The sequence below is a fragment of the Streptomyces sp. NPDC002623 genome (assembly GCF_053592635.1).
In genome coordinates, this window is record NZ_JBSFWB010000030.1 from 9,246 (window position 1) to 29,013 (window position 19,768).

The window sequence follows — 19,768 nt, forward strand, 5'->3', positions numbered from 1 at the left end:
GGTGCGGCGACATCGTGCCGGCCGGTCATGAGGACCGCCCCCTGCGGTCGCGGCGGCGGGCGAGCGCCGCCGTGTCCCGGGAGCGCCGGGGCCGGGACACGGCGGGCTCGGCGGGGCGGCCGGCGTCGGCGACATGGGCGGCCATGGCCCGTACGGTCGGATGGCCGAACATGTCGAGGCGGGTGACCTGGAGGCCGAGCCGCTCGCGCAGGTTCGCCACCACGGACGTCAGGCGCAGCGAATCGCCGCCGACGTCGAAGAAGTTGTCCTCGGCGCCGACCTGCTCCAGGCCGAGCGCCCGGCACCAGACCTCGGCGATGCGCCGCTCCAGGTCGGTGCGGACGGCCGTCGCGCCGCCGGCGACGCGGACGACGTCCGGCTCGGGCAGGGCCCCCCGGTCGACCTTGCCGTTCGGGGTGAGCGGCAGCCGGGGCAGGACGACGAGGGCGGAGGGAACCATGTAGGCGGGCAGGCGCTCGCCCAGGGCGGCGCGCAGCCCGGCGGTGTCCGGCGGGCCGGCCGGGCCGACCAGGTAGCCGGCCAGGCGGCGTTCGCCGGGCCGGTCCTCGCGGACGACGGCGACGGCGGCGGTGACGCCGGGCAGTCGGCGCAGGGCGGACTCCACCTCGCCGAGTTCGATCCGGTAGCCGTTGAGCTTGATCTGGCCGTCGATCCGCTCCAGGTACTCCAGGCGGCCGTCGGGCAGGTGGCGTACCAGGTCGCCGGTGCGGTAGGCGCGTCCGGCGCCGCCGCCCGGGGCGGTGACGAAGCGTTCGGCGGTCAGCTCGGGCCGGGCGAGGTAGCCGTCGGCGACGCCGTCGCCGGACAGGTACAGCTCGCCGGGGATGCCGGGCGGGACCGGGACGCCGCGCTCGTCGAGGACGTGGCAGCGGGTGTTGCCGATGGGCCGGCCGATGGTGGCCGCCTCGCCGGGCAGCACCCGGTCCACGGTGGACCAGACGGTGGTCTCGGTCGGGCCGTACATGTTGTACAACGCGCCGACCCGGGGCGCGAGTTGCCCGGCCAACTCGGGGGGCAGCGGTTCGCCGCCGCACAGCGCCCGCAGCGCCGGATCGCCGCGCCAGCCGGCGGCGAGCAGCATCTGCCAGGTGGTCGGGGTGGCCTGCAGGACGGTGGGCGCGGAGCGTTCCACGCGCTCGCGCAGGGCGACGCCGTCGGCGGCCTCGGCGGCGGAGAGGACCTCCACGGTGCCGCCCCGCACCAGCGGCAGGTACAGCTCCAGGCCTGCGATGTCGAAGCACACGGTGGTCAGCGCGAGCAGCGAGTCCCGGGAGCCGAAGCCGGGCCTGCGGGCCATCGTCCACAGGAAGTTGACCAGCGCCCAATGGCCGACCTGGACGCCCTTGGGCAGGCCGGTGGAGCCGGAGGTGTAGATCACGTAGGCGGGAGCGTCGGGGTCGGAGCGGTCCAGGGGGGCGGCCGGGGGCCCGGCGGTGAGCGCGGTGGAGACCGGCACCGGCGTGACCGGGAACTCCGCCAGGGCGGTGCCCAGCGTCTCGTCGGTCACGACCAGTCGGGCGCCGGAGTCCTGGAGCATGTGGCCGATCCGGGCGGGCGGGTAGATCGGGTCGATCGGCACGTAGGCGGCGCCGGTGCGCAGGACGGCGAGCAGGCTGACCAGCAGTTCGGGCGAGCGCTCCAGGAAGACGCCGACGACCGTGCCGGGGCCCGCGCCGAGGCCGGCGAGGTGCCGGGCCAGCCGGTCGGCCGCCTCGTCGAGTTCGCCGTAGGTGAGGGCGCGGTCCTGGAAGCGGACGGCGGTGGCGTCCGGCGCGGCGCAGGCGATGTCGGTGACCAGCCGGGTCACGGTCTCCTCGCGCGGATACTCCTCGGCGGTGTCGTTCCACCGGTCGAGCAGTTCCCGCTCCTCGGGTGCGAGCGGGTCGGCGGTGCCGAGTGGGCGGTGGGGGTCGGTGGCGAGGGCGTCGAGGAAGGCGGCGAAGTGCCCGGCGAGCCAGCGCTCGTGGTCCGCGGTCAGTCCGGCGCCCGCGTGGAAGCCGACGGCTCCGTCGGCGTCGATGCGGACGGTCAGCGGCCGGTCCTCCGTTTCGGCCGCGCCGCCGGGCAGTACGACGGCGACGGGCAGCCCGGTGCGGGCGGCACCGGTCAGGTCCGGGTGGCGCAGCGGCACGTCACGCCGGTACGGCGTGCGGTCCCGGAGTTCGTCGAGCGCGGTGCCGATCAGTTCGGTGAGGTCGGACAGGGTCAGGTCGAGCAGCCCCTCCGGGGTGTGCAGGGGCACGTCGGACGCCAGGATGCGGGAGGCGGCCGGGGAGGCCGCCCGCGGGACGGACACGGCGACGTGCCGCTCGTCGCCCCGGGTGAGCCGGGCCAGGAAGGCCAGGGCGGCGGCCAGGGCCGGCCGCTCGGGCTGCGTTCTCCGCTCGCGCAGGGCCTCGGGCAGCGGGACCGGGCCCGCCGGGCGGGCCACCGGGTGCAGCGGGCCGAACCTCGGCGGGAGCACCGGCCGCAGCGACCGCAGGGCGGGCAGCCAGCGGCGCTCCTGGCGGTGGGCGGCGCGGGCGGCCTCCGCGAGTTCGGCGACGGCCGCGTCGGGCAGGTGCGGGAAGCGGCCGCCGAGTTCCCGGGCCAGGGCGCGGGGGTCGAGCCGTTCCCCGGACAGGGCGGCGAGGTGGGTGAGGCGGACGTCACGGTCGCCGGTGGCCACGGTGAGGGCGTCGGGGCCGACGTCGACGACGGTGCCGGGCGCGGCGTCGGAGGGCCGGTCGGTGACCTCCACGGCGCGGACGGCCAGCAGGTCGTCGCCGCGGGCCAGCAGCGCCGTGCCGAAGTCGTTGCGGCGGCGTCCGAACGCGGTGGCCCGCACCAGCGCGTCCAGTTCGGCGGCGGGCTGGCGCCAGTCGAACACACCGCCCCGGGGCAGGCCGTCGTACCGGCCGTGGTAGGTACGCAGGCCCAGGTCCTGGGGCGTGCGGGTGGCCGTGCCGGCGGCCAGTTCGTCGACGAGTTCGGCGAAGGACTCGACGCCTGCCTCGAAGCAGGCGACGTCGAGGTCGTGCACCGTGGCCGCCGGGTCGACGGGCACCGTGCGCCGCTTGAGCAGGTCGCCGGTGTCGGCCTCCAGGTGCATCACGTGCCAGGCGACGCCGTGCTGCTTGTCGCCGTCGAGGATGGCCCAGCTGGTGGCGAACAGACCCGCGTGTCCGGGCAGCGGACCGTCGTGGAAGTTGACGGGCAGCCGGGCGGGCAGGGCGAGCACCTCCTCCGGGAGCATCCGGAGGTTGGCGATGCTGAACAGGTAGTCGAAGCGCAGCGGGGCCAGCCGCTCGGCGAGGTCCGCGCCGAACGGTACGGCGGGCAGCCCCTCCCCCTCGGCCCAGTCGAGCAGCTCGGCGGAGGGGGACACCACGGCGGCCACCGTGTGTCCGCGGGCCACGAGCAGCCTGGTGCACTCGACGAGGAGGGTCTCCTCGCCGATCACGACACAGCTGAACGGCTCGGCAGTCATCGTCCGCCTCCTTCGGACTCCCCGCGCTGGGAGAGCAGTTCGGCCAGCAGCTCGTCGACGGCCGCGTCGGACAGGCCCGCGACCAGGCGCTCGGCGTCACCGGCCGGGGCGGGTTCGGGCGCTGCGGGGGTGGTGGGCTGGAGGGTGGTGGGCTGGGGGGTGGTGACGGGGGCATCGGGAATGTCGGGGGTTGCGGGGCTGGGGGTCCCGGCGCCGAGGTGCCCGGCCAGCTGCCGGATGGTGATCCGCTCGAACAGCAGGGTCGCCGGCTGGGGTCCGTAGACCGCTTCCAGGGCGCGGGTCAGCTCCAGGACGACCAGCGAGTCCACGCCGTAGTTCTCGAAGGTGAGGTCGGGGTCGAGCCGGTCGGGGGTCGTCTCCAGGACGCGGGCGAAGACGTCCGTCACCTGGCGCAGGGTGTCGTCCTGGGAGGCCGGGGGGACGGGGGCGACCGGGGCCACGGCGGCAGCCGGCGCAGGGGCCGGAGCCGGGGTCCGCCTCGGCTCGCGCTCGGCCGCCGCAGCCCGCCCGCCGCCGGGCACCACGCCGTCGCTGACGGCGGCGACGACGCTCTGGAAGGCCGGTCCGGCCTCCGTCGTCGGGGCGGCCGCGCTGATGTCCGTGAAGCCGCACGCGGCCAGCGCGTCCCGCCACTGGCGCTCGCTCGCCAGCGGGGAGCGAGGCATGCGCTGCTCGGGGTCCGAGAACAGCCACCAGCCGGCCGTCAGGCCGAAGACCAGCGCCAGCTGGCGCCGCGCCCGGGTGCCCTCCACCAGCAGCAGCGCGCCGCCCCGCCGCAACAGCCGCTTGGCCCCGGTCAGCGTGTCGGACAGCCGCCGGGTGGCGTGCAGGACGTTGGTGGCGAGCACCACGTCGTGGGCGCCGAGGGGCAGGCCCTGCCCGGCCGCGTCGGCCTCGATGTCCAGCACCTCGAAGCGGGTGAAGGGGTACTGCGCGCCGAAGCGGTTCCTGGCCTTGCGGACGAAGGCCGCGGAGACGTCGGTGAAGACGTACTCGATGCCGTCGCCGTAGGGGACGAGGGCGGCGAGCACGGCCGCCGTGGTGCCGCCCGTGCCGGCGCCGATCTCCAGGATCCGCACCGGTGCGGTGGGGTCGGCGGCCCGGCGGGCTCCGACCTGCTCGGCCACGAGCCGCGCCACCTCCCCGTTGCAGCGGTCGGTGACCGGGTCGCCCCGGTAGACGGCGGCCACCCGCTCGGCGGAGCCGTCGGGGAAGAGGATCTCCATGGCGGGGCGGCGGCCGGTGAGCACGTCGGGCAGCGCGGTCAGGCAGTCACCGAGGAGCGTGACGACCGGCGCGAGGGCCGGATGGCGCTCCGTCAACCGTGCCAGTTCGAGGACGAGTTCCGCCTCGGGCGCGGTTCTGCGGCCCGTCGCGCGCAGGCGGCCGCCGTCCGTGACGGTCAGCCAGTCCGCCTCGGCCAGCATGTCCAGCTGCGCCTGGAACAGCGCGGCGTGCTCGGGCACCACGCCCAGGCGGGCGGCGAGTTCCTCCCGGGAGGCCTCGCCCGCGCCGAACAGACCCGCCCGGTCGAGCACCGACGCCAGCAGGCGCAGCGCCAGCTCCTCCCCCTCGGCGACCGCACGCTGGTGCGCGGCCAGTTCACGGTCGGCACCGGGCGCGCCCGGGAAGCGGACCTCGGGCAGCGGGTCCGGCGCGCCGCCCGGCAGCACGCTCAGGGTGCGGTCGGGGTCGATGCCAAGGTTGTCCAGGATGGGCCGGTCGGCGTCCAGGACGAACACCTGGGGCAGCCCGGCCGCCAGGGTCCGCTCGACGACGGCCATGCCCTGCTCGGCGCTCAGCGGCCGGATGCCGGCGGCGCCGAAGCGACGCAGCACCCGCTCCCGCTCCGGGTCGCCGCCCGCGTGCCAGTAGCCGAGGTTGAGGACCCGCACCGGGAAGGGCAGGGTGCGGGCGGCGTGCAGGGCCCAGGCGTCGGCGAAGGTGCAGCCGGCGGCGTAGCCGGCCTGGCCGTGGTTGCCCTCGAAGACCACGCCGGACGAATAGAGGAGCGCGAAGTCCAGCGGCACCTCGCGCACCGCGTGCAGCAGGCTCCAGGTGGAGTCGGCCCTGGACTCCAGGGCGGTCCGCAGCCCGTCCTCCGGCAGTTCCCTCAGCACCTGGTCGACCAGCACCATCGCGGCGTTGATCACCCCGTGCAGGGCGCCGAACTCCTGTACGGCGAGATCGACGGCCCCCTTGAGCGCGTCCGGGTCGGTGGCGTCGAGGGCGAGGTAGCGGACCTCGGCGCCCGCCTTCTCCAGCTCCGCGACGGTCTGCCGCCGGGTCTCGTCGAGCGGGGAGCGGCCGACCACGACCAGCTTCGCGCCGTAGGCACGGGCCAGGTGCCGGCAGGTGTCCCTGCCGACGGCGCCGAGCCCGCCGACGATCAGGTAGACGCCGCCCGGCCGGAACCGGGGTGCGGCGGCGGGCAGTTCGACCCGCTCCAGGGTGCGCACCCGGCGGACGCCCGCGCGCAGCGACACCGGAACCGGCCGGGCCGGGAACGGCTCGGCCACGATCGCGTCGGCCGCCCGGGCGGCCTCCGCCGCACGTACGTCGACGAGCGCCACGCGCAGTGCGGGGAACTCCTTGGCCGCGACGGCGGCCAGGCCGGCGGTCCCGGCGGCCCACGGGGTGGAGTCGTCGCCCGCCTCCAGCGGGTGGACGTCCGTGGTGACGACCTTCAGACGGGTCTCGCGTTCCAGCAGGCCGTGCCGGGCCAGCGCCCGCACCAGGCGGTACAGGGCGACCGGGCCCCGGTCGGTCAGGGCGCGCAGCTCGGCGCGGCCGGCGGGCTCGCGCCCGGGGGCCGTGGCGAGGAAGTAGACGAGGTCCGGTGCGCCGGATCCGGCCAGGGCGCGGTCGAGTTCGGCGTCCGTGAGGCCGCCGGGGCCGACCGGGAGCCGTCGTACGTCGGCGCGGTGGTGGGCGCGGGCGATGCCGGCGGCGGGCTCGGCGTCCAGTCGCTCGCCGACCAGCAGCACGCTGCGGGCGGCCGCGGCGCGCTCCTCGGCGGGCCGGGCGGTCCACACCGGCCGGTGCACGACCACCGCGGACGGCTTGGCCTCGCGGTAGGTCAGGCCCTCGAACCGGACCCGTACCGCTCCGGTGTCGTCGCAGAGCAGCACCTCGCAGCGGTCGGTCCCGGTCTCCCGGACGTACGACCAGCCGGTCGTGGGGACGGGGCCGAACACCTCGACGCGGTCGGCCGCGAACGGCAGCATCGGCCGGGCGTGTTCGCCCCGGCGGCGGACCAGCAGGGCGGCGACGGTGTGCAGGGCGGCGTCCAGGACGCCCGGGTGCAGGGCGTGCGCCGGGTCGTCGCCGGCCGGCTCGCCGATCCGGCCGAGCACCTCGTCCCGGCCGGTCCACACCTGCCGGACGCGGCGGAAGAACGGCCCGTACGGCAGCCCCTGCCCGGCCAGCGCCCGGTAGAAGGAGCCTTCGCCCGGGCCATCGTCTAGGCGGGCGCGCAGCGCGGTGACGTCGAGGGGTGCGGGCGCGGCCGGGGCGGCGGCGAGGCGGCCGCAGGAGCGTACGGCGTCGTCGGCGCCGCGGATCTCGTACCGGTCGCCGTCGAAGGCCACCGCCACCGTCTCCTCGGCCCCGCTCAGGGCCAGCGGGACGACCCAGCGGACGTCCACGCAGGCCCGCCCGGCCAGTCCCCCGCTCGCCTCGGCGACCAGGTCCAGATGGCCGACACCGGGCAGGACGGGCCGCCCGTCGACCACATGGTCGCGCAGCACCGGCTCGTCGGCGGCGAGCAGGCGCTCCCACCGGCGCGGGCCCTGCGCGAAGACGGGGGCGGGCGTGGTGTCGAGCCAGTGCCGTACCCGCTCGAAGGGGTACGTCGGCAGCGGCACCCGGCGGCGCTCGGCGGGGCGCAGACGGTGCAGCAGGTCCCAGTCGACGGTGACGCCCGAGACCCACAGCCGGCCGAGGAGGTCGTCGGCACCGGCCGCGATCTGGGCGGCGAGGAAGTCCTCGCCCCCGCTGCCGTCGGTCAGCAGGCCGGCCAGCGGCGGGTGCTGCTCCACCCGGCCCCGGTGCAGCCACTGGCCGTCCTCGCCCCGGCCGACGGCGGCGAGCCTGCCGGCCGCGTCCGCGAGGTCGGCGGCGACGAACGCCAGCCGTACGGCGAGGGGTTCGCGGCCCACACGCAGGGTGTGGGCGACGTCGGCCAGCCTCGGGGCGCCCGGCTCGGCGAGGGCGCGGCCCAGGTCTGCGGCGCGGGCGCGCAGCCGGTCCTCGTCGCGGGCGGACAGGACGATCAGCTCCGTCTGCTCGGGCCCGGCCGGGGCCGGCTCGGGGGTCAGGTACTCCTCCACGATCACGTGCGCGTTGGTGCCGCCCGCCCCGAACGAGCTGACGGCGGCGCGGCGCGGCTGCGGACGGCCGTCGGTGTCGTACGCGCGCGGCCACGGCGCCGTCTCGCGCTGCACGGTGAACGGCGAGCTCTCGAAGTCGATGACCGGGTTGAGTTCCTCGGCGTGCAGCGTGGGCAGCAGTGTGCCGTGGCGCAGCTGCAGGACGGCCTTGGTGAGCCCGGCGATGCCGGCCGCGCCCTCCAGGTGGCCGATCGCGGACTTCACCGAGCCGAGCGCGCAGAATCCCGTGTCGCCGGTGTGCCGGGCGAAGGCCTGGGCGAGCGCGGTGTGCTCGATCGGGTCGCCCAGGGCGGTGCCGGTGCCGTGCGCCTCGACGAGGCCGATGGTGCGGGCGTCGATGCCCGCGGCGGCCAGCGCCTGTTCCACCACCGCCTGCTGGGCCTGTGGGTTGGGCACGGTGTAGCCGCTGGTCCGGCCTCCGTGGTTGACGGCGCTCGCGCGGATCACGGCGTGCACGGTGTCGCCGTCGCGGACCGCGTCCGACAGCCGCTTGAGCAGCACCGCGCCGACGCCCTCGCCGGGCACGTACCCGGTGCCGCCCGCGCCGAAGGCCCGGCAGCGACCGTCGGCGGACAGCATCGTCTTGCGGCTGAGGTGCACGTACTTGTCGGGGTGCACGGCGACGTTGACGCCGCCGGCGACGGCGTACGAGCACTCGCCGCGGCGGATGCTCTCGCAGGCCTGGTGCACGGCGACGAGGGAGGCGGAGCAGGCGGTGTCGGTCACCACGCTCGGGCCGCGGAAGTCGCCGAAGTAGGAGACCTGGTTGGCGATGGCGGAACGGTTGGCCAGCACGACCTGGTGGTTGCCGCGGGCCGACTCGGCGGCGGCGAGGATCGCGTAGTCGTCCCACATGACGCCGACGAACACGCCGACGTCGTGCCCCTGGCCGCCGTGGCGGGGCGCCGGGATCCGGGACGGCGGGTAGCCGGCGTCCTCCAGCGCGGACCAGGCCGTCTGCAGGAAGAGCCGCTCCTGCGGGTCCATCGTGCGGGCCTGCTTGGGCGCGATCTGGAAGAACAGGGAGTCGAAGGAGTCGACGTCCGACAGGAAGCCGCCCCAGCGGCTGTAGCTGCGGCCCGGTGCGGCCGGGTCCGCGTCGAACAGGGCGTCGGCGTCCCAGCGGTCCGCGGGGACCTCGGTGACGCAGTCGCGGCCCTCGGCGAGGTTGCGCCAGAACTCCTCCAGGGTGTCCGCCCGGGGGTAGCGGCCGCTGATGCCGATGATGGCGATCGGTTCGTCGGCGTCCGGGCGGACGGGCGGGGTGTGCGGGCTCCGGGCGGGCGCCGACGCGGGAGCGGTGGCGTCCCGCCGCGAGGGCTGTGTCTCCTGCCGCGACGGCTCGGTCTCCTCGGGGAACAGACGGGTGACGGCGTCGGCCTGCTCGGCGAGGATGTGGTCGGCCAGCTCGTCGACCGTCCGGAACTCGAAGAACACGGTGCCGCGCAGGCCCGGGAAGTCCTTGCCCAGCAGCGAGTTGGACTCCATGACCAGCACCGAGTCCAGGCCGTAGCCGTCCAGCGGGACGCGGCTGTCGAGGCGCCCGGCGGGCAGCTTGAGCACGCCCGCGAGGACCTCGCGCAGGTGCTCCACCAGCCGGTCCCGGAGCCACCCGGCGCGGGCGGCGGCGGCGGGCGCCGGCGCCACGGGCGGGGACGGGGCGGGCCGGGACGGGGCCGGCGGGCCCGTCAGGGCGGCGTCGACGGCCGCCGGGTCGCCCCAGGCGGGCACGAGCCACGGGACGCCGGGGGCGAAGGAGCGGGCGAGGAGGTCGAGGCCCGCTCGCGCGGTCAGCGCCCGCATCCCGCTGCGGCGGGTGTATGCGGCCAGTTCCTCCTCGCGGACCAGCCCGTCGACCCCGCCGACCGCCCAGAGCGGCCAGGCCAGGGACAGGCTGCGACCGTGCCCCTCGCCCCGGCGCACCCGGCGGTCGCGGAGCACCGTGTAGAGGTCGGCGAAGCGGTTGGCGGTGGCGTAGCCGGCCGCTCCGAAGTCACCGATGAGGGAGGAGACGGAGGAGAAGACCACGAAGAGGTCGAGGGGATCCTCGCGGGTCAGGCGGTCCAGGTGGACCAGGCCGTGTGTCTTGGCGCCGAGCAGCCGGGCGAAGCGCTCCCGGTCGCCGTCGGCGCGGCCCTCGTCGGCGACGCCCGCCAGGTGGAACACGCCGTGCGGGGCGCCGAACCGGTCCCGGGCGGCGGCCAGCGCCGCGCCGAGCTCGTCGGCCCGGGCCACGTCGGCGCGCAGCGCGAGCACCTCGGCGCCGAGGCCGGTCAGCGTGCGGTGCCAGGCGCGGGTCCCCTCATCGGGCTCGGAGCGGCCGATCAGCACCAGCTTGGCCGCGTGGGTGCGGGCCAGATGCTCGGCGAGGACCCGGCCGACGGCCCCGGCGCCGCCGGTCACGACGTACACGCCCCCGTCCCGCAGGGGCACGTCGGCCGGGGCAGCCGGGCCGGTGAGCGGGCGCAGGGAACGTATCTGCCGCTCGCCGGAGGCCGTACGGCGGACCTCCATGCCTGCGGCGCGGGGTGCGGCGCGCAGTTCCACCGCCACGGCCCGGGCGACCTCGGCGGCCGGGGCCGCCCTGTCGACGCCGAGGGTGAGCAGTTCCAGGCGCGGCGCGACCGGCCCCGTGGAGCGGGCGAACCCGGCCAGGGCGACCCACTCGGGCCGGTCCTCGCCGGCGTCCTGCGTGTGCAGCACCAGGCAGCGCACCCGGCCGGGCAGCACGCCGGTGCGGGCCGCGTCGAGCACGTCCAGGACGGGGGCGCAGGCGCGGTCGAGCAGGTCGGCGGGCGAGCCGTCGGCCGCGTCGCCGAGGACCACGGCGAGGTCGAGCCCGTCCTCGTCGGCGAGGGAGGCGAAGCGGCCGGTGTCCTCGCCGAGGGCGACGACGCGCCGCCACCCGCCCGTCGCGGCCAGCGCGGACTCCAGTTCCGGGTGCCGGCCGAGCAGAACGAGGGTCCCGGCGGCGTCCGCCGGTTCCGGGTCGGCGACGGGGCGCCAGTACGGCTCGTAGAGGCGGGGTTCGCCGGAGGCGGGCTCAGGCTCGACCTGCGCGGTGGGTGCGGCGGACGAGGCCGGTGAGGCCGATGCGGCAGGCGCGGCGGATGCGGCAGGGGCGGCGGACGCGGCAGGGGCGGCAGGCGCGGCCGGTGCGGCGGGCACGGCCGGTGCGGCCGGTGCGGCGGGCACGGCTGATGCGGCAGGCACGGCAGGCACGGCAGGCACGGCAGGCGCGGCCGGTGCAGCGGGCACGGCCGGTGCGGCAGGCACGGCCGGTGCAGCGGGCACGGCCGGTGCGGCAGGCACGGCCGATGCGGCAGGCACGGCAGGCACGGCCGGTGCAGCGGGCACGGCCGGTGCAGCGGGCACGGCCGGTGCGGCCGGTGCGGCCGGCACGGCCGGTGCGGCGGGCGTATGGCCGGCGAGCGCTGCCTGGGCGTCGGCTGCGGGGCGCGCGAGCGTCGCCCGGGTGTCGGCTGCGGGGCCCGCCAGGGCCGTCCGGGTGCCGGGCAGGCGGCCCGCGAAGTCCCGTACGGAGGCGAGCACGCGGCCCTGGTCGTCGTACACGGTCAGGTCGAAGCGGCGCACGCCCGCCGACTCGCCGACCAGTCGGGCGTGCGCGTGGCAGACCTCGGGCAGCGGGGCGAAGGAGTCCAGGGCGCCGAGGCTGAAGGGGACGGCCAGCTCACCGGGGCGCGGCGCGGTGGTCCGGCCGGTCCAGTGGCAGGCCCGCAGGGCGCCGTCGAGGAGCGCCGGGGGCAGCTGGGCGCCCGGGGCGGTACCGGCCGGGGCAAGCCGGACCAGTGCCTCGCCGGGGCCGACCCGGATCTCGTCGACGACCCGGAAGGAGGGGCCGTACGCGAACCCGGCGGCCGCGTACTCGGCGTACGCGGTGGGTCCGTCGCGTACGACGGACAGCCGGGCGCGCAGCGCGGCGAGGTCCTCGGCGGCCGCAGGGGCGGCGGGGGCCGGGACGGCACCGCCGCGGGCGTGGGTGGTGCGGTCGGCACCGGTCCGGCTGTACACCTCGAAGGCCAGCCCGGTGCCGTCCGTGCGGAAAGAGACGTACAACTCCAGTTCGCCGTCGGCGAGTTCGACGGCCCGGCCCCACACCACCTCGCGCAGGGCGTGCCGGGTGCCGGGCTCGGCGAGCGCGGCTGCGGCGCGGACGAACTCCAGCGTCGCCGCGCCCGCGAGCAGCGGCCGGCCCTCGATCACATGGTCGCGCAGCAGCGGGTCGTGCGCGCGCAGCGTCTTGCGGAAGCGGACCTCGGCGACCGTGGACTCGTTGGCGTCGACCAGCGGATGCGGAGCGGCCGTGCCGAGGTCGGGGTCGAGCGGGATCCAGTGGCGCTCGGGGGCGAACGGGTACTGCGGGGCGCGCGTCCGGCGCGGGGCGGGGCCCGGCCGGCCGGCGTGCCAGGCCGCCCAGTCGACGTCGGAGCCGTCCAGCCAGCGGCGGGCCAGGTCGCCCAGCGGGCCCGGGTCGGTGGGGGCGGGGGCCGGGCCGCCGCCGGCGAACCGGCGCAGGGCGGCGACGAGTTCGGCGCCGTCGGTGGCCGTCACCGCGAGCCGGGCGTCGAGGGGCTCGCGGCCCACCTGGGTGGTGAAGCACAGGTCGGCGAGCGGCACGTGCTCGCTGCGGACGAAGCGGGCGGCCGACTCGGCGTAGGCGCGCAGCCGTTCCTCGTCGCGGGCGGAGAGCAGGAACAGCACGGGTTCGTCGGTGCGCTGCTCGCCCGCCGGGACGTCGGTGACCGGATCGGGGTTCGGGGACTCCTCCAGGACGAGGTGGGCGTTGGCGCCGCCCGCGCCGAAGGAGCTGAGTCCGGCACGGCGCGGCCGGTCCCCGTCGGGCCAGGCGGACAGTTCGCGCTGGACGCGGAACGGGGAGCGCTCGAAGTCGATGTTGGGGTTCAGCTCGGCCGAGTGCAGCGAGGGGACGAGCGTGCGGTGCCGGAACTGCAGCAGCACCTTGGTGAGTCCGGCGATGCCGGCCGCGGACTCCAGGTGCCCGATGTTGGACTTGACCGAGCCGATCGGCCAGGTGCCGGGTGCGGCCTCGGCGGACCGGTAGGCGTGGGTGAGGCCGGTCAGCTCGATCGGGTCGCCCAGGGCGGTGCCGGTGCCGTGGGCCTCGACGTAGCCGATGTCGTGCGGGGTGACGCCGGCCCGTTCCATCGCGGTGGTGATCGCCGCCTGCTGGGCGCGCGGGTTGGGCACGCTGTAGCCGTTGGTCCGGGCGCCGTGGTTGACGGCGCTGCCCAGGATCAGGCCGTGGATGCGGTCGCCGTCGGCCAGTGCCTTGCGGTAGGGCTTGAGCAGGACGGCGCCGACGCCCTCCCCGGGCACATAGCCGTCGCCGTCCGCGCCGAAGGCCCGGCAGCGGCCGTCGGAGGACAGGAAGCGGCCCTGGCTGAGGAAGGCGAACTTGTACGGGTGGACGGAGACGTTGACGCCGCCGGCGACGGCCAGTTCGCTCTCGCCCCGGCGCAGGCTCTCGCAGGCCAGGTGGATCGCGGTGAGCGAGGAGGAGCACATGGTGTCCAGGGCCATGCTCGGACCGGACAGGTCCAGGGCGTGGCTGACCCGGTTGGCGATGGTGGCGAAGGACGAGCCGGTGAGCGGCCGTCCGCCGCGCAGGGCGTCCAGGGCGCCGTGGAACTGGTACTCGCCGTACATCACGCCGACGTACACGCCGACGGGCCGGCCGGCCAGGTCGGAGCGGCGGTAGCCGGCGTCCTCCAGGACGTGCCAGGCATTCTGCAGGAACAGGCGCTCCTGGGGGTCCATCAGTTCGGCCTGGCGCGGGGAGATGCCGAAGAAGAGCGGGTCGAAGCGGTCGACGTCGCGCAGGAATCCGCCCCACCGGGTGTGGGCGAGGCCGGGCGCCGCCGGGTCCGGGTCGTACCAGCGGTGGCTGTCCCAGCGCTCGGCGGGGATCTCGGTGACTGCGTCGCGGCCCTCGGCCAGGGTGCTCCAGAGCTCGTCGAGGTCGTCGGCGGCCGGGTAGCGGCCGGCCAGGCCGATGACGGCGATGGCGTCGGTGTCATCCCCGGCGGGTACGGCGGGTACGGCGGGTTCGACGACGCCGGTTCGTGCGGTACGGCGCGGGGCGCGCGGCGGGCGCGGGGCGGTGGCTTCGGCCGTGGGCGTGGGCGTGACCGGTGCGGCCGGCGGTGTGCCGCCGGTCAGCTCGGCCGCGTGGTGCTCGGCGAAGTAGCCGGCGAGTTCGCCGAGGGTGGCGTATTCGAAGAACAGGGTCTTGGACAGGGCGTCGAAGTGCCGGTCCAGCCCGCGGTTGAGCTTGGCGATCATCAGCGAGTCGATGCCGAGCCGGTCGAACGGGGCGTCCTCGGCCAGTTCGGCCGGCTCCAGGCCGGTCTCGGCGGCGATCAGCTCGCGCAGCAGCCGGAGTGCCTCCTCGCGCGGGCCGCCGCCCGTGGCGGGCACGGTGGCCGTGGCGGGCGCGGTGGCCGTGGCGGTCCGGGCCGCCCGGGCGACAGGTGCGGTGAGCGCGGTGGTGATGGTGCGGAGGTCTCCGTAGGCGGCGACGAGCGCGCCGGGGGTGCCGAGGGCCTGCTCGAACAGGGCGAGGCCGGTCTGTGTGGGCAGTACGCCGAATCCGGTGCGGGCGGCGATGTCCGCGGCGGCCTCGGTGCTCTGGCGCATCCCGCCGTCGGCCCACATCGGCCAGGCGATCGCGGTGATCCGTCCGTGCCGTTCGGCGTAGGCCTCCAGGTAGGCGTTGGCGTACGCGTAGTCGGTCTGGCCGGGGTTGGCGATGTGGGCGGCGATGGAGGAGAAGGCGACGAAGAAGTCCAGCGGATCGTCGGCGGTGGCGGCGGCCAGGGCCTCGACACCGGCGACCTTGGGGGCCAGGACGGCGGCGAAGTCCTCGGCGGACTTGGTCAGGGCGAACCCGTCGCGCAGCACACCGGCGGCGTGGACGACACCGTTGAGCGGACCGAACTCGGCACGCACCTCGGCGAGTCGCCGGGTCAGGGCGTCCGGGTCGGACACGTCGACGCTGCGGTGGACCAGGCGTTCGTCCAGGTCGGCGGGCCGTTCGCGGCGGCCCAGCAGGACCACGCGGGCGTCGGCCCGGGAGAGCAGCCGGTCGGCGACGGCGCGGCCCAGTCCGCCCGCGCCGCCCGTCACGACGTACACGCCGCCGTCGCGGACCGCTGCCGGGTCGACGGCCGGGGCCGGCCCGGCCTGCGGGATCCGGCGGCCCTGTGCGGTGTGGGCGACCTCCGGGTCGCGGCCGTGGCCGGCCAGTTCGACGGCGAGCGCGTCGGCCTCGGCCAGGTCCGCGGCGAGGCCGACGGCCTGCACTTCGAGGAGGGGGTTCTCCGCGCGGACGGTCCGGGCGAAGGCGGCGAGTGCGGCGCGTTCGGGGCGTGGGCCGTCGGTGTCGTGGCGGTGCAGCAGCAGGACGCGCACGGGGGCGGTGGGGCGGGCGGCGAGGAGTGTGCGGACGACGTGCAGCGCCTGTTCGGGGGTCGCTTCGTCGACGAGGACGACGTCGGGCGCGGTGGCCGGGTCGAGGTCGCGGGCGACCGTGCCGATGCCCAGGGCGGTGAGGTGAGCGGCGAGCTGTGCGCCGCGGGCCGGGTCGGCGGTGACGACGGCGGCCGTGTCGCCGAGGGGTGCGCCGGTGGGCTGGGCGGGCGCGGCGGTCCAGCGGCGGACCAGCAGGGCCGACTCGCGGGGCGCGCCGAGGACGCGCACGGCGAGGTCGTGCAGGCCGGCCAGGACCTGGCCGTGCGCGTCCACGACGGTGAGGTCGGCGTGCGCGGTCCGCTCCCCCAGCCGGCCGACCGTGACGTGGACCTGGCAGGGCCCGGTGACGGGGGCGTGCACGGTGAGTTCGCCCAGGGCCAGCGGCAGGAAGCCGTCGGCCCTGTCGCCGTAGGCGCGGGCCAGCAGCACGACCAGGGTGTGCAGGGCGCCGTCCAGGAGGGCGGGGTGGAGCGTGACGCCGTCGAGCGAGGCCCCGTCGGGCAGTTCGAGGGTGCCGAGGGCCTCCCCGTCGCCGAGCCGGGCCTCGGTGAGGGCGCGCATGCGGGAGCCGTAGTCCAGACCGTGAGCGCGCAGGATGTCGTAGCAGTCGGTGTGGGTGACCGACTCGGCGCAGCGGGCGGCGACGGCGGCCGGGTCTACCGGGGCCGGGCGCTCGACGGCTCCGGCGTGGATCTCGCCGGCCGCGACCACCCGCTCGTCGGCGGTGAGTTCGAAGCCGACCGTGTCGCGCTCGCGCCACAGCTGGACCAGCGCGGTGCGCGGCCCGGTGGCGTAGGAGAGCAGTTGCTCGAAGGAGACTCCGCGCAGCCGGACCGGGCCGCCGAGGGAGAGCTCGCCGGCCGCGCGGGCCAGTTCCAGCTGTCCGGCGGCGGGCAGGACGGGCTCGGCGTCGACGCGGTGGTCGGCGAGGTAGAACTCGGCGCCGGTGCGGGAGCTGCGGTAGGCGAGGGTGTCCAGGGTGGAGACGTTCTCGTCCAGCATGGGGTGCGGTCCGGGGCCGGTGACCCGGTCGGCGGGTGCACCGGCGTCCGGGCCGGTCAGCCAGCAGCGGCGGCCCTCGAAGGGGTACGTCGGCAGCGGGACGCGGCCGCGCTCCTCGCCCTCGAACCAGGCCGCCCAGTCGACGGCGGCGCCGGCCTGCCAGGCGCGGGCCATGCCGTCCCAGGGGCCGTCGGTCACGCCGAGGGCGACACCGCGGACCTCGTCGTGGGCGCCGCGCACGGGGATCCGTGTGCGGGCGGCGGGCGGTACCGGGCCGTCGCCGGTCAGCGCGTCCTGAAGCCGAAGCGCCCCGGTCACGCAGGCGGCGGCCCGGGCCGCGAGCCCGTCGCCGTGCACCGCGACCGGGGTGAGGCCCCGGTCGAGCCACAGCCTGCCGAGCGCGTACTGCACGGCGAACGCCCGCCCCCGCTCGCCGAGTCGGCCGGCGCCCGCGGCGAGCGCGGCCTCGTGGTGCCGGGCGAAGGCGGGTTCGGCGGCGGCCCACCGGTCGGCCAGGCCCGCCGCTTCGGGGACGTCCTCGGCGAAGACGAAGGAGACCTCGCCGGTCGCGGGCCGCTCGGGGACCGGGGCCTTGCGCAGCGCCCGGGCGAGGGCGGCGCGGTCGGAGCCGGTGACGGCGAGCCGGTACTCGTGGGCGCGGCGGCCCACGGCCAGCGTGTAGGCGATGTCGGCGAGCGCGGCCGGGTCGTCGCCGTCGAGGTGGGCGGCCAGGTTCTGGGCGGCCGTGGCCAGCGCGGTCGCGGTACGGGCGGACACCACCAGCAGCTGCTGCGCGTGGTGTGCGTCGCCGGTGACGGGGGCGGGCGGGGCCTCCTGGAGGATCGCGTGCGCGTTGGTGCCGCCGATGCCGAAGGAGCTGACGCCGGCGCGCAGCGGGCCCTGCCCTGTCCAGGGGGCGGTGTCGGTGCTCACCTCGAAGGGGCCGGCCCCGAAGTCGATGGCCGGGTTGGGGGTGGTGTGGTGGAGAGTCGGCACCAGCGTCCGGTGCTTCAGCATCAGCACCGTCTTGATCACGCCCGCGACACCGGCGGCCGCGTCCAGATGGCCGATGTTGGACTTCACCGAGCCGATGGCGCAGAACCCGGTGTCGGCGGTGGACTCCCTGAACGCCCGGGTGAGCGCCGAGACCTCGACCGGGTCGCCGAGGCGGGTGGCGGTGCCGTGCGCCTCGACGTATCCGATGGAACGGGGGTCGACGCCGGAGACGGCGTGCGCCTCGCGGATGACGGCGGTCTGGCCGGCGGCTCCGGGCGCGGCGAAGCTCACCTTGCCGGAGCCGTCGTTGTTGGTGGCCGTGCCCTTGATGACGGCGTGGACGGTGTCCCGGTCCGCGATGGCGTCCCGCAGGAGCTTGAGGACCAGGACACCGACGCCGTTGCCGAGGACGGTGCCGCCGGCGTCCGCGTCGAAGGTGCGCACATGCCCGTCCCGGGACAGGATCGCGCCTTCCTCGTACAGGTACCCCTTGGCCTGCGGCAGTTTCACGGTGACGCCGCCGGCCAGCGCCATGTCGCACTCGCCGTTGATCAGTCCCTGGCAGGCCAGGTGGACGGCGACGAGGGAGGTGGAGCAGGCGGTCTGGACGGCGTAGGCGGGGCCCTTGAGGTCGAGTTTGTACGACAGCCGGGTGGCCAGGAAGTCCTTGTCGTTGCCGACCATCACCGCGAAGTGGCGGGAGGTGGTGGTCTGGTCGACGTGGGGCAGGACCTGCTGCTGGAGGTAGGTGTTGATGGCCGCGCCGGCGTAGACGCTGATCAGCCCGTCGTGGCGGGCGGGGTCGTAGCCGGCGTGCTCCAGGGCGGCGTGGCCGGCCGTCAGCAGGATGCGGTGCTGCGGGTCGGTGATCGCTGCCTCGGCCGGGGTGAACTCGAAGTACCCGGTGTCGAACAGGTCGACGTCCGGGATGATCCCGTGGGCGGGGACGTACTCCGGGTCGTCCAGCAGCCGGGCGGGCACCCCCGCCGCCGCCAGTTCCTCGCGGCTGAAGCGGGTGATGCCCTCGCGGCCCTCGCTCAGCAGACGCCAGAAGGAGTCCAGGTCGTCGGCGCCGGGGAACCGCCCGGCCATGCCGATGATGGCGACGTCCGTCTCGGCGACCGCCGGAACCGGGTTGTTCACTGACCCAACACTCCTTATTTTCCTGCGCTCACTTGGGGAGGAGACGGTGCTCCGGCTCGTGACGGACTAGCGGGCGGCCGCTTCCGCGAGGATGGTGTCGCCGTGGTACCAGGGGTTTCCGGCGGCCTCGGAGATGAGGTTGCGCGACCGCGTCTCGTGGGCGCGGCCGAGAGCCAGCGTGAGGTGCTGGACGAACTCCAGGGCGGTGAAGTACTTCCGCATGAAGGTGGGTTCGGCCATGGGCACCTCGATCACCTCGATGTTCCCGTTCTCCGGACGGTCGCTCGTGAGCAGGCCCGTCAGGTTCTTCCGCTTCGCCTGCGTGTACTCGTCGTCGTCCGCGTCGGCGAAGACCAGCACGCTGTGCTTGCGCGTCGGGTCCGAGAGGGTCGCCACCTCGCTGTGGCAGAACTCGTGGAAAAAGTTGCGGGTGGCCGGCACCATGGCGATCTCGTTGAGGTGCATCTTGGCCAGCTTGAGCAGGCTCTCGTGCCACACCGGCGAGGCGATCATGATGATGTTGGCGTCCCGGCTCCGCAGGGCCGCCGTGCGCGCCGACTCCCGGTGGGCGTCGGTGAAGTCGTGGGCCAGGTGGCCCGGCAGCGCCCGCACCTCGTCGCCGAAGTCCTGCGGGACCAGGCCCAGTCGGAAGAAGACGTCCAGCAGGATGGCGAAGTACTGCCCCACGTGGAACAGGGGGTACTCGCGGTCGGGCTCGCTCAGCTCCCAGCGCAGGACGGACACACCGGACTCCCGGCCCATCTCGGCCAGGCGGCCGCCCGAGGTGAGCAGGACCATCCGGTCGTGGGCGTGCGCGAGTGCGTGGAAGGCTCGCGCGGGCTCCAGGGAGTGGCCGCTGTAGGAGCTCAGGATGATCAGGGTCCGGTCGTCGTCGATGACGGAGGACGGCAGCAGGTAGGCGTGGTCGTAGTCGTTGAAGACGTGGAACTCGACCTCGGTGCCCGTCGAGATGAAGAAGGCGCGGACGACATCGGAGACGATCGCCGAGCAGCCCATGCCGGTGAAGACCACACGCTTGAAGTGACCTGCGGCGATACGGGCGCGCAGGCTGTCGGACAGCTCGTCCAGCGAGTATTCGTCGGACTTCGTGAAGCCCTTCCGGTACTTCTCGGAGAGAAATTCCTCGTATCGATCCATTCGAGTGTTCACGTACAGAGCCTCTTCTCGGAAAATGGGAGTGGATGCCTGCTCG

The 19,768-nt window shown here is 75.9% G+C and carries 3 protein-coding genes; all 3 read right to left on the reverse strand.

The genetic code is table 11. The features are described from left to right. Nucleotides 1-25: 25 nt before the first annotated feature. The gene (locus ACWD4O_RS37480) at nt 26-3,490 is read right to left on the reverse strand and encodes an amino acid adenylation domain-containing protein (RefSeq protein WP_451287045.1); all 3,465 of its coding nucleotides are present in this window, start codon (nt 3,488-3,490) and stop codon (nt 26-28) included. Then, nucleotides 3,487-18,555 carry an SDR family NAD(P)-dependent oxidoreductase gene (locus ACWD4O_RS37485; RefSeq protein ID WP_451287047.1) on the reverse strand — a complete coding sequence of 5,023 codons (15,069 nt, stop codon included), beginning with the start codon at nt 18,553-18,555 and terminating at the stop codon, nt 3,487-3,489. Before ACWD4O_RS37485 ends, ACWD4O_RS37480 begins: the two co-directional genes overlap by 4 nt. A gap of 66 nt (nt 18,556-18,621) precedes the next feature. Beyond that, entirely contained in the window at nt 18,622-19,725 is a 1,104-nt protein-coding gene (locus tag ACWD4O_RS37490) for an SIS domain-containing protein (RefSeq protein ID WP_451287049.1), read from the reverse strand. Nucleotides 19,726-19,768: the final 43 nt, after the last annotated feature.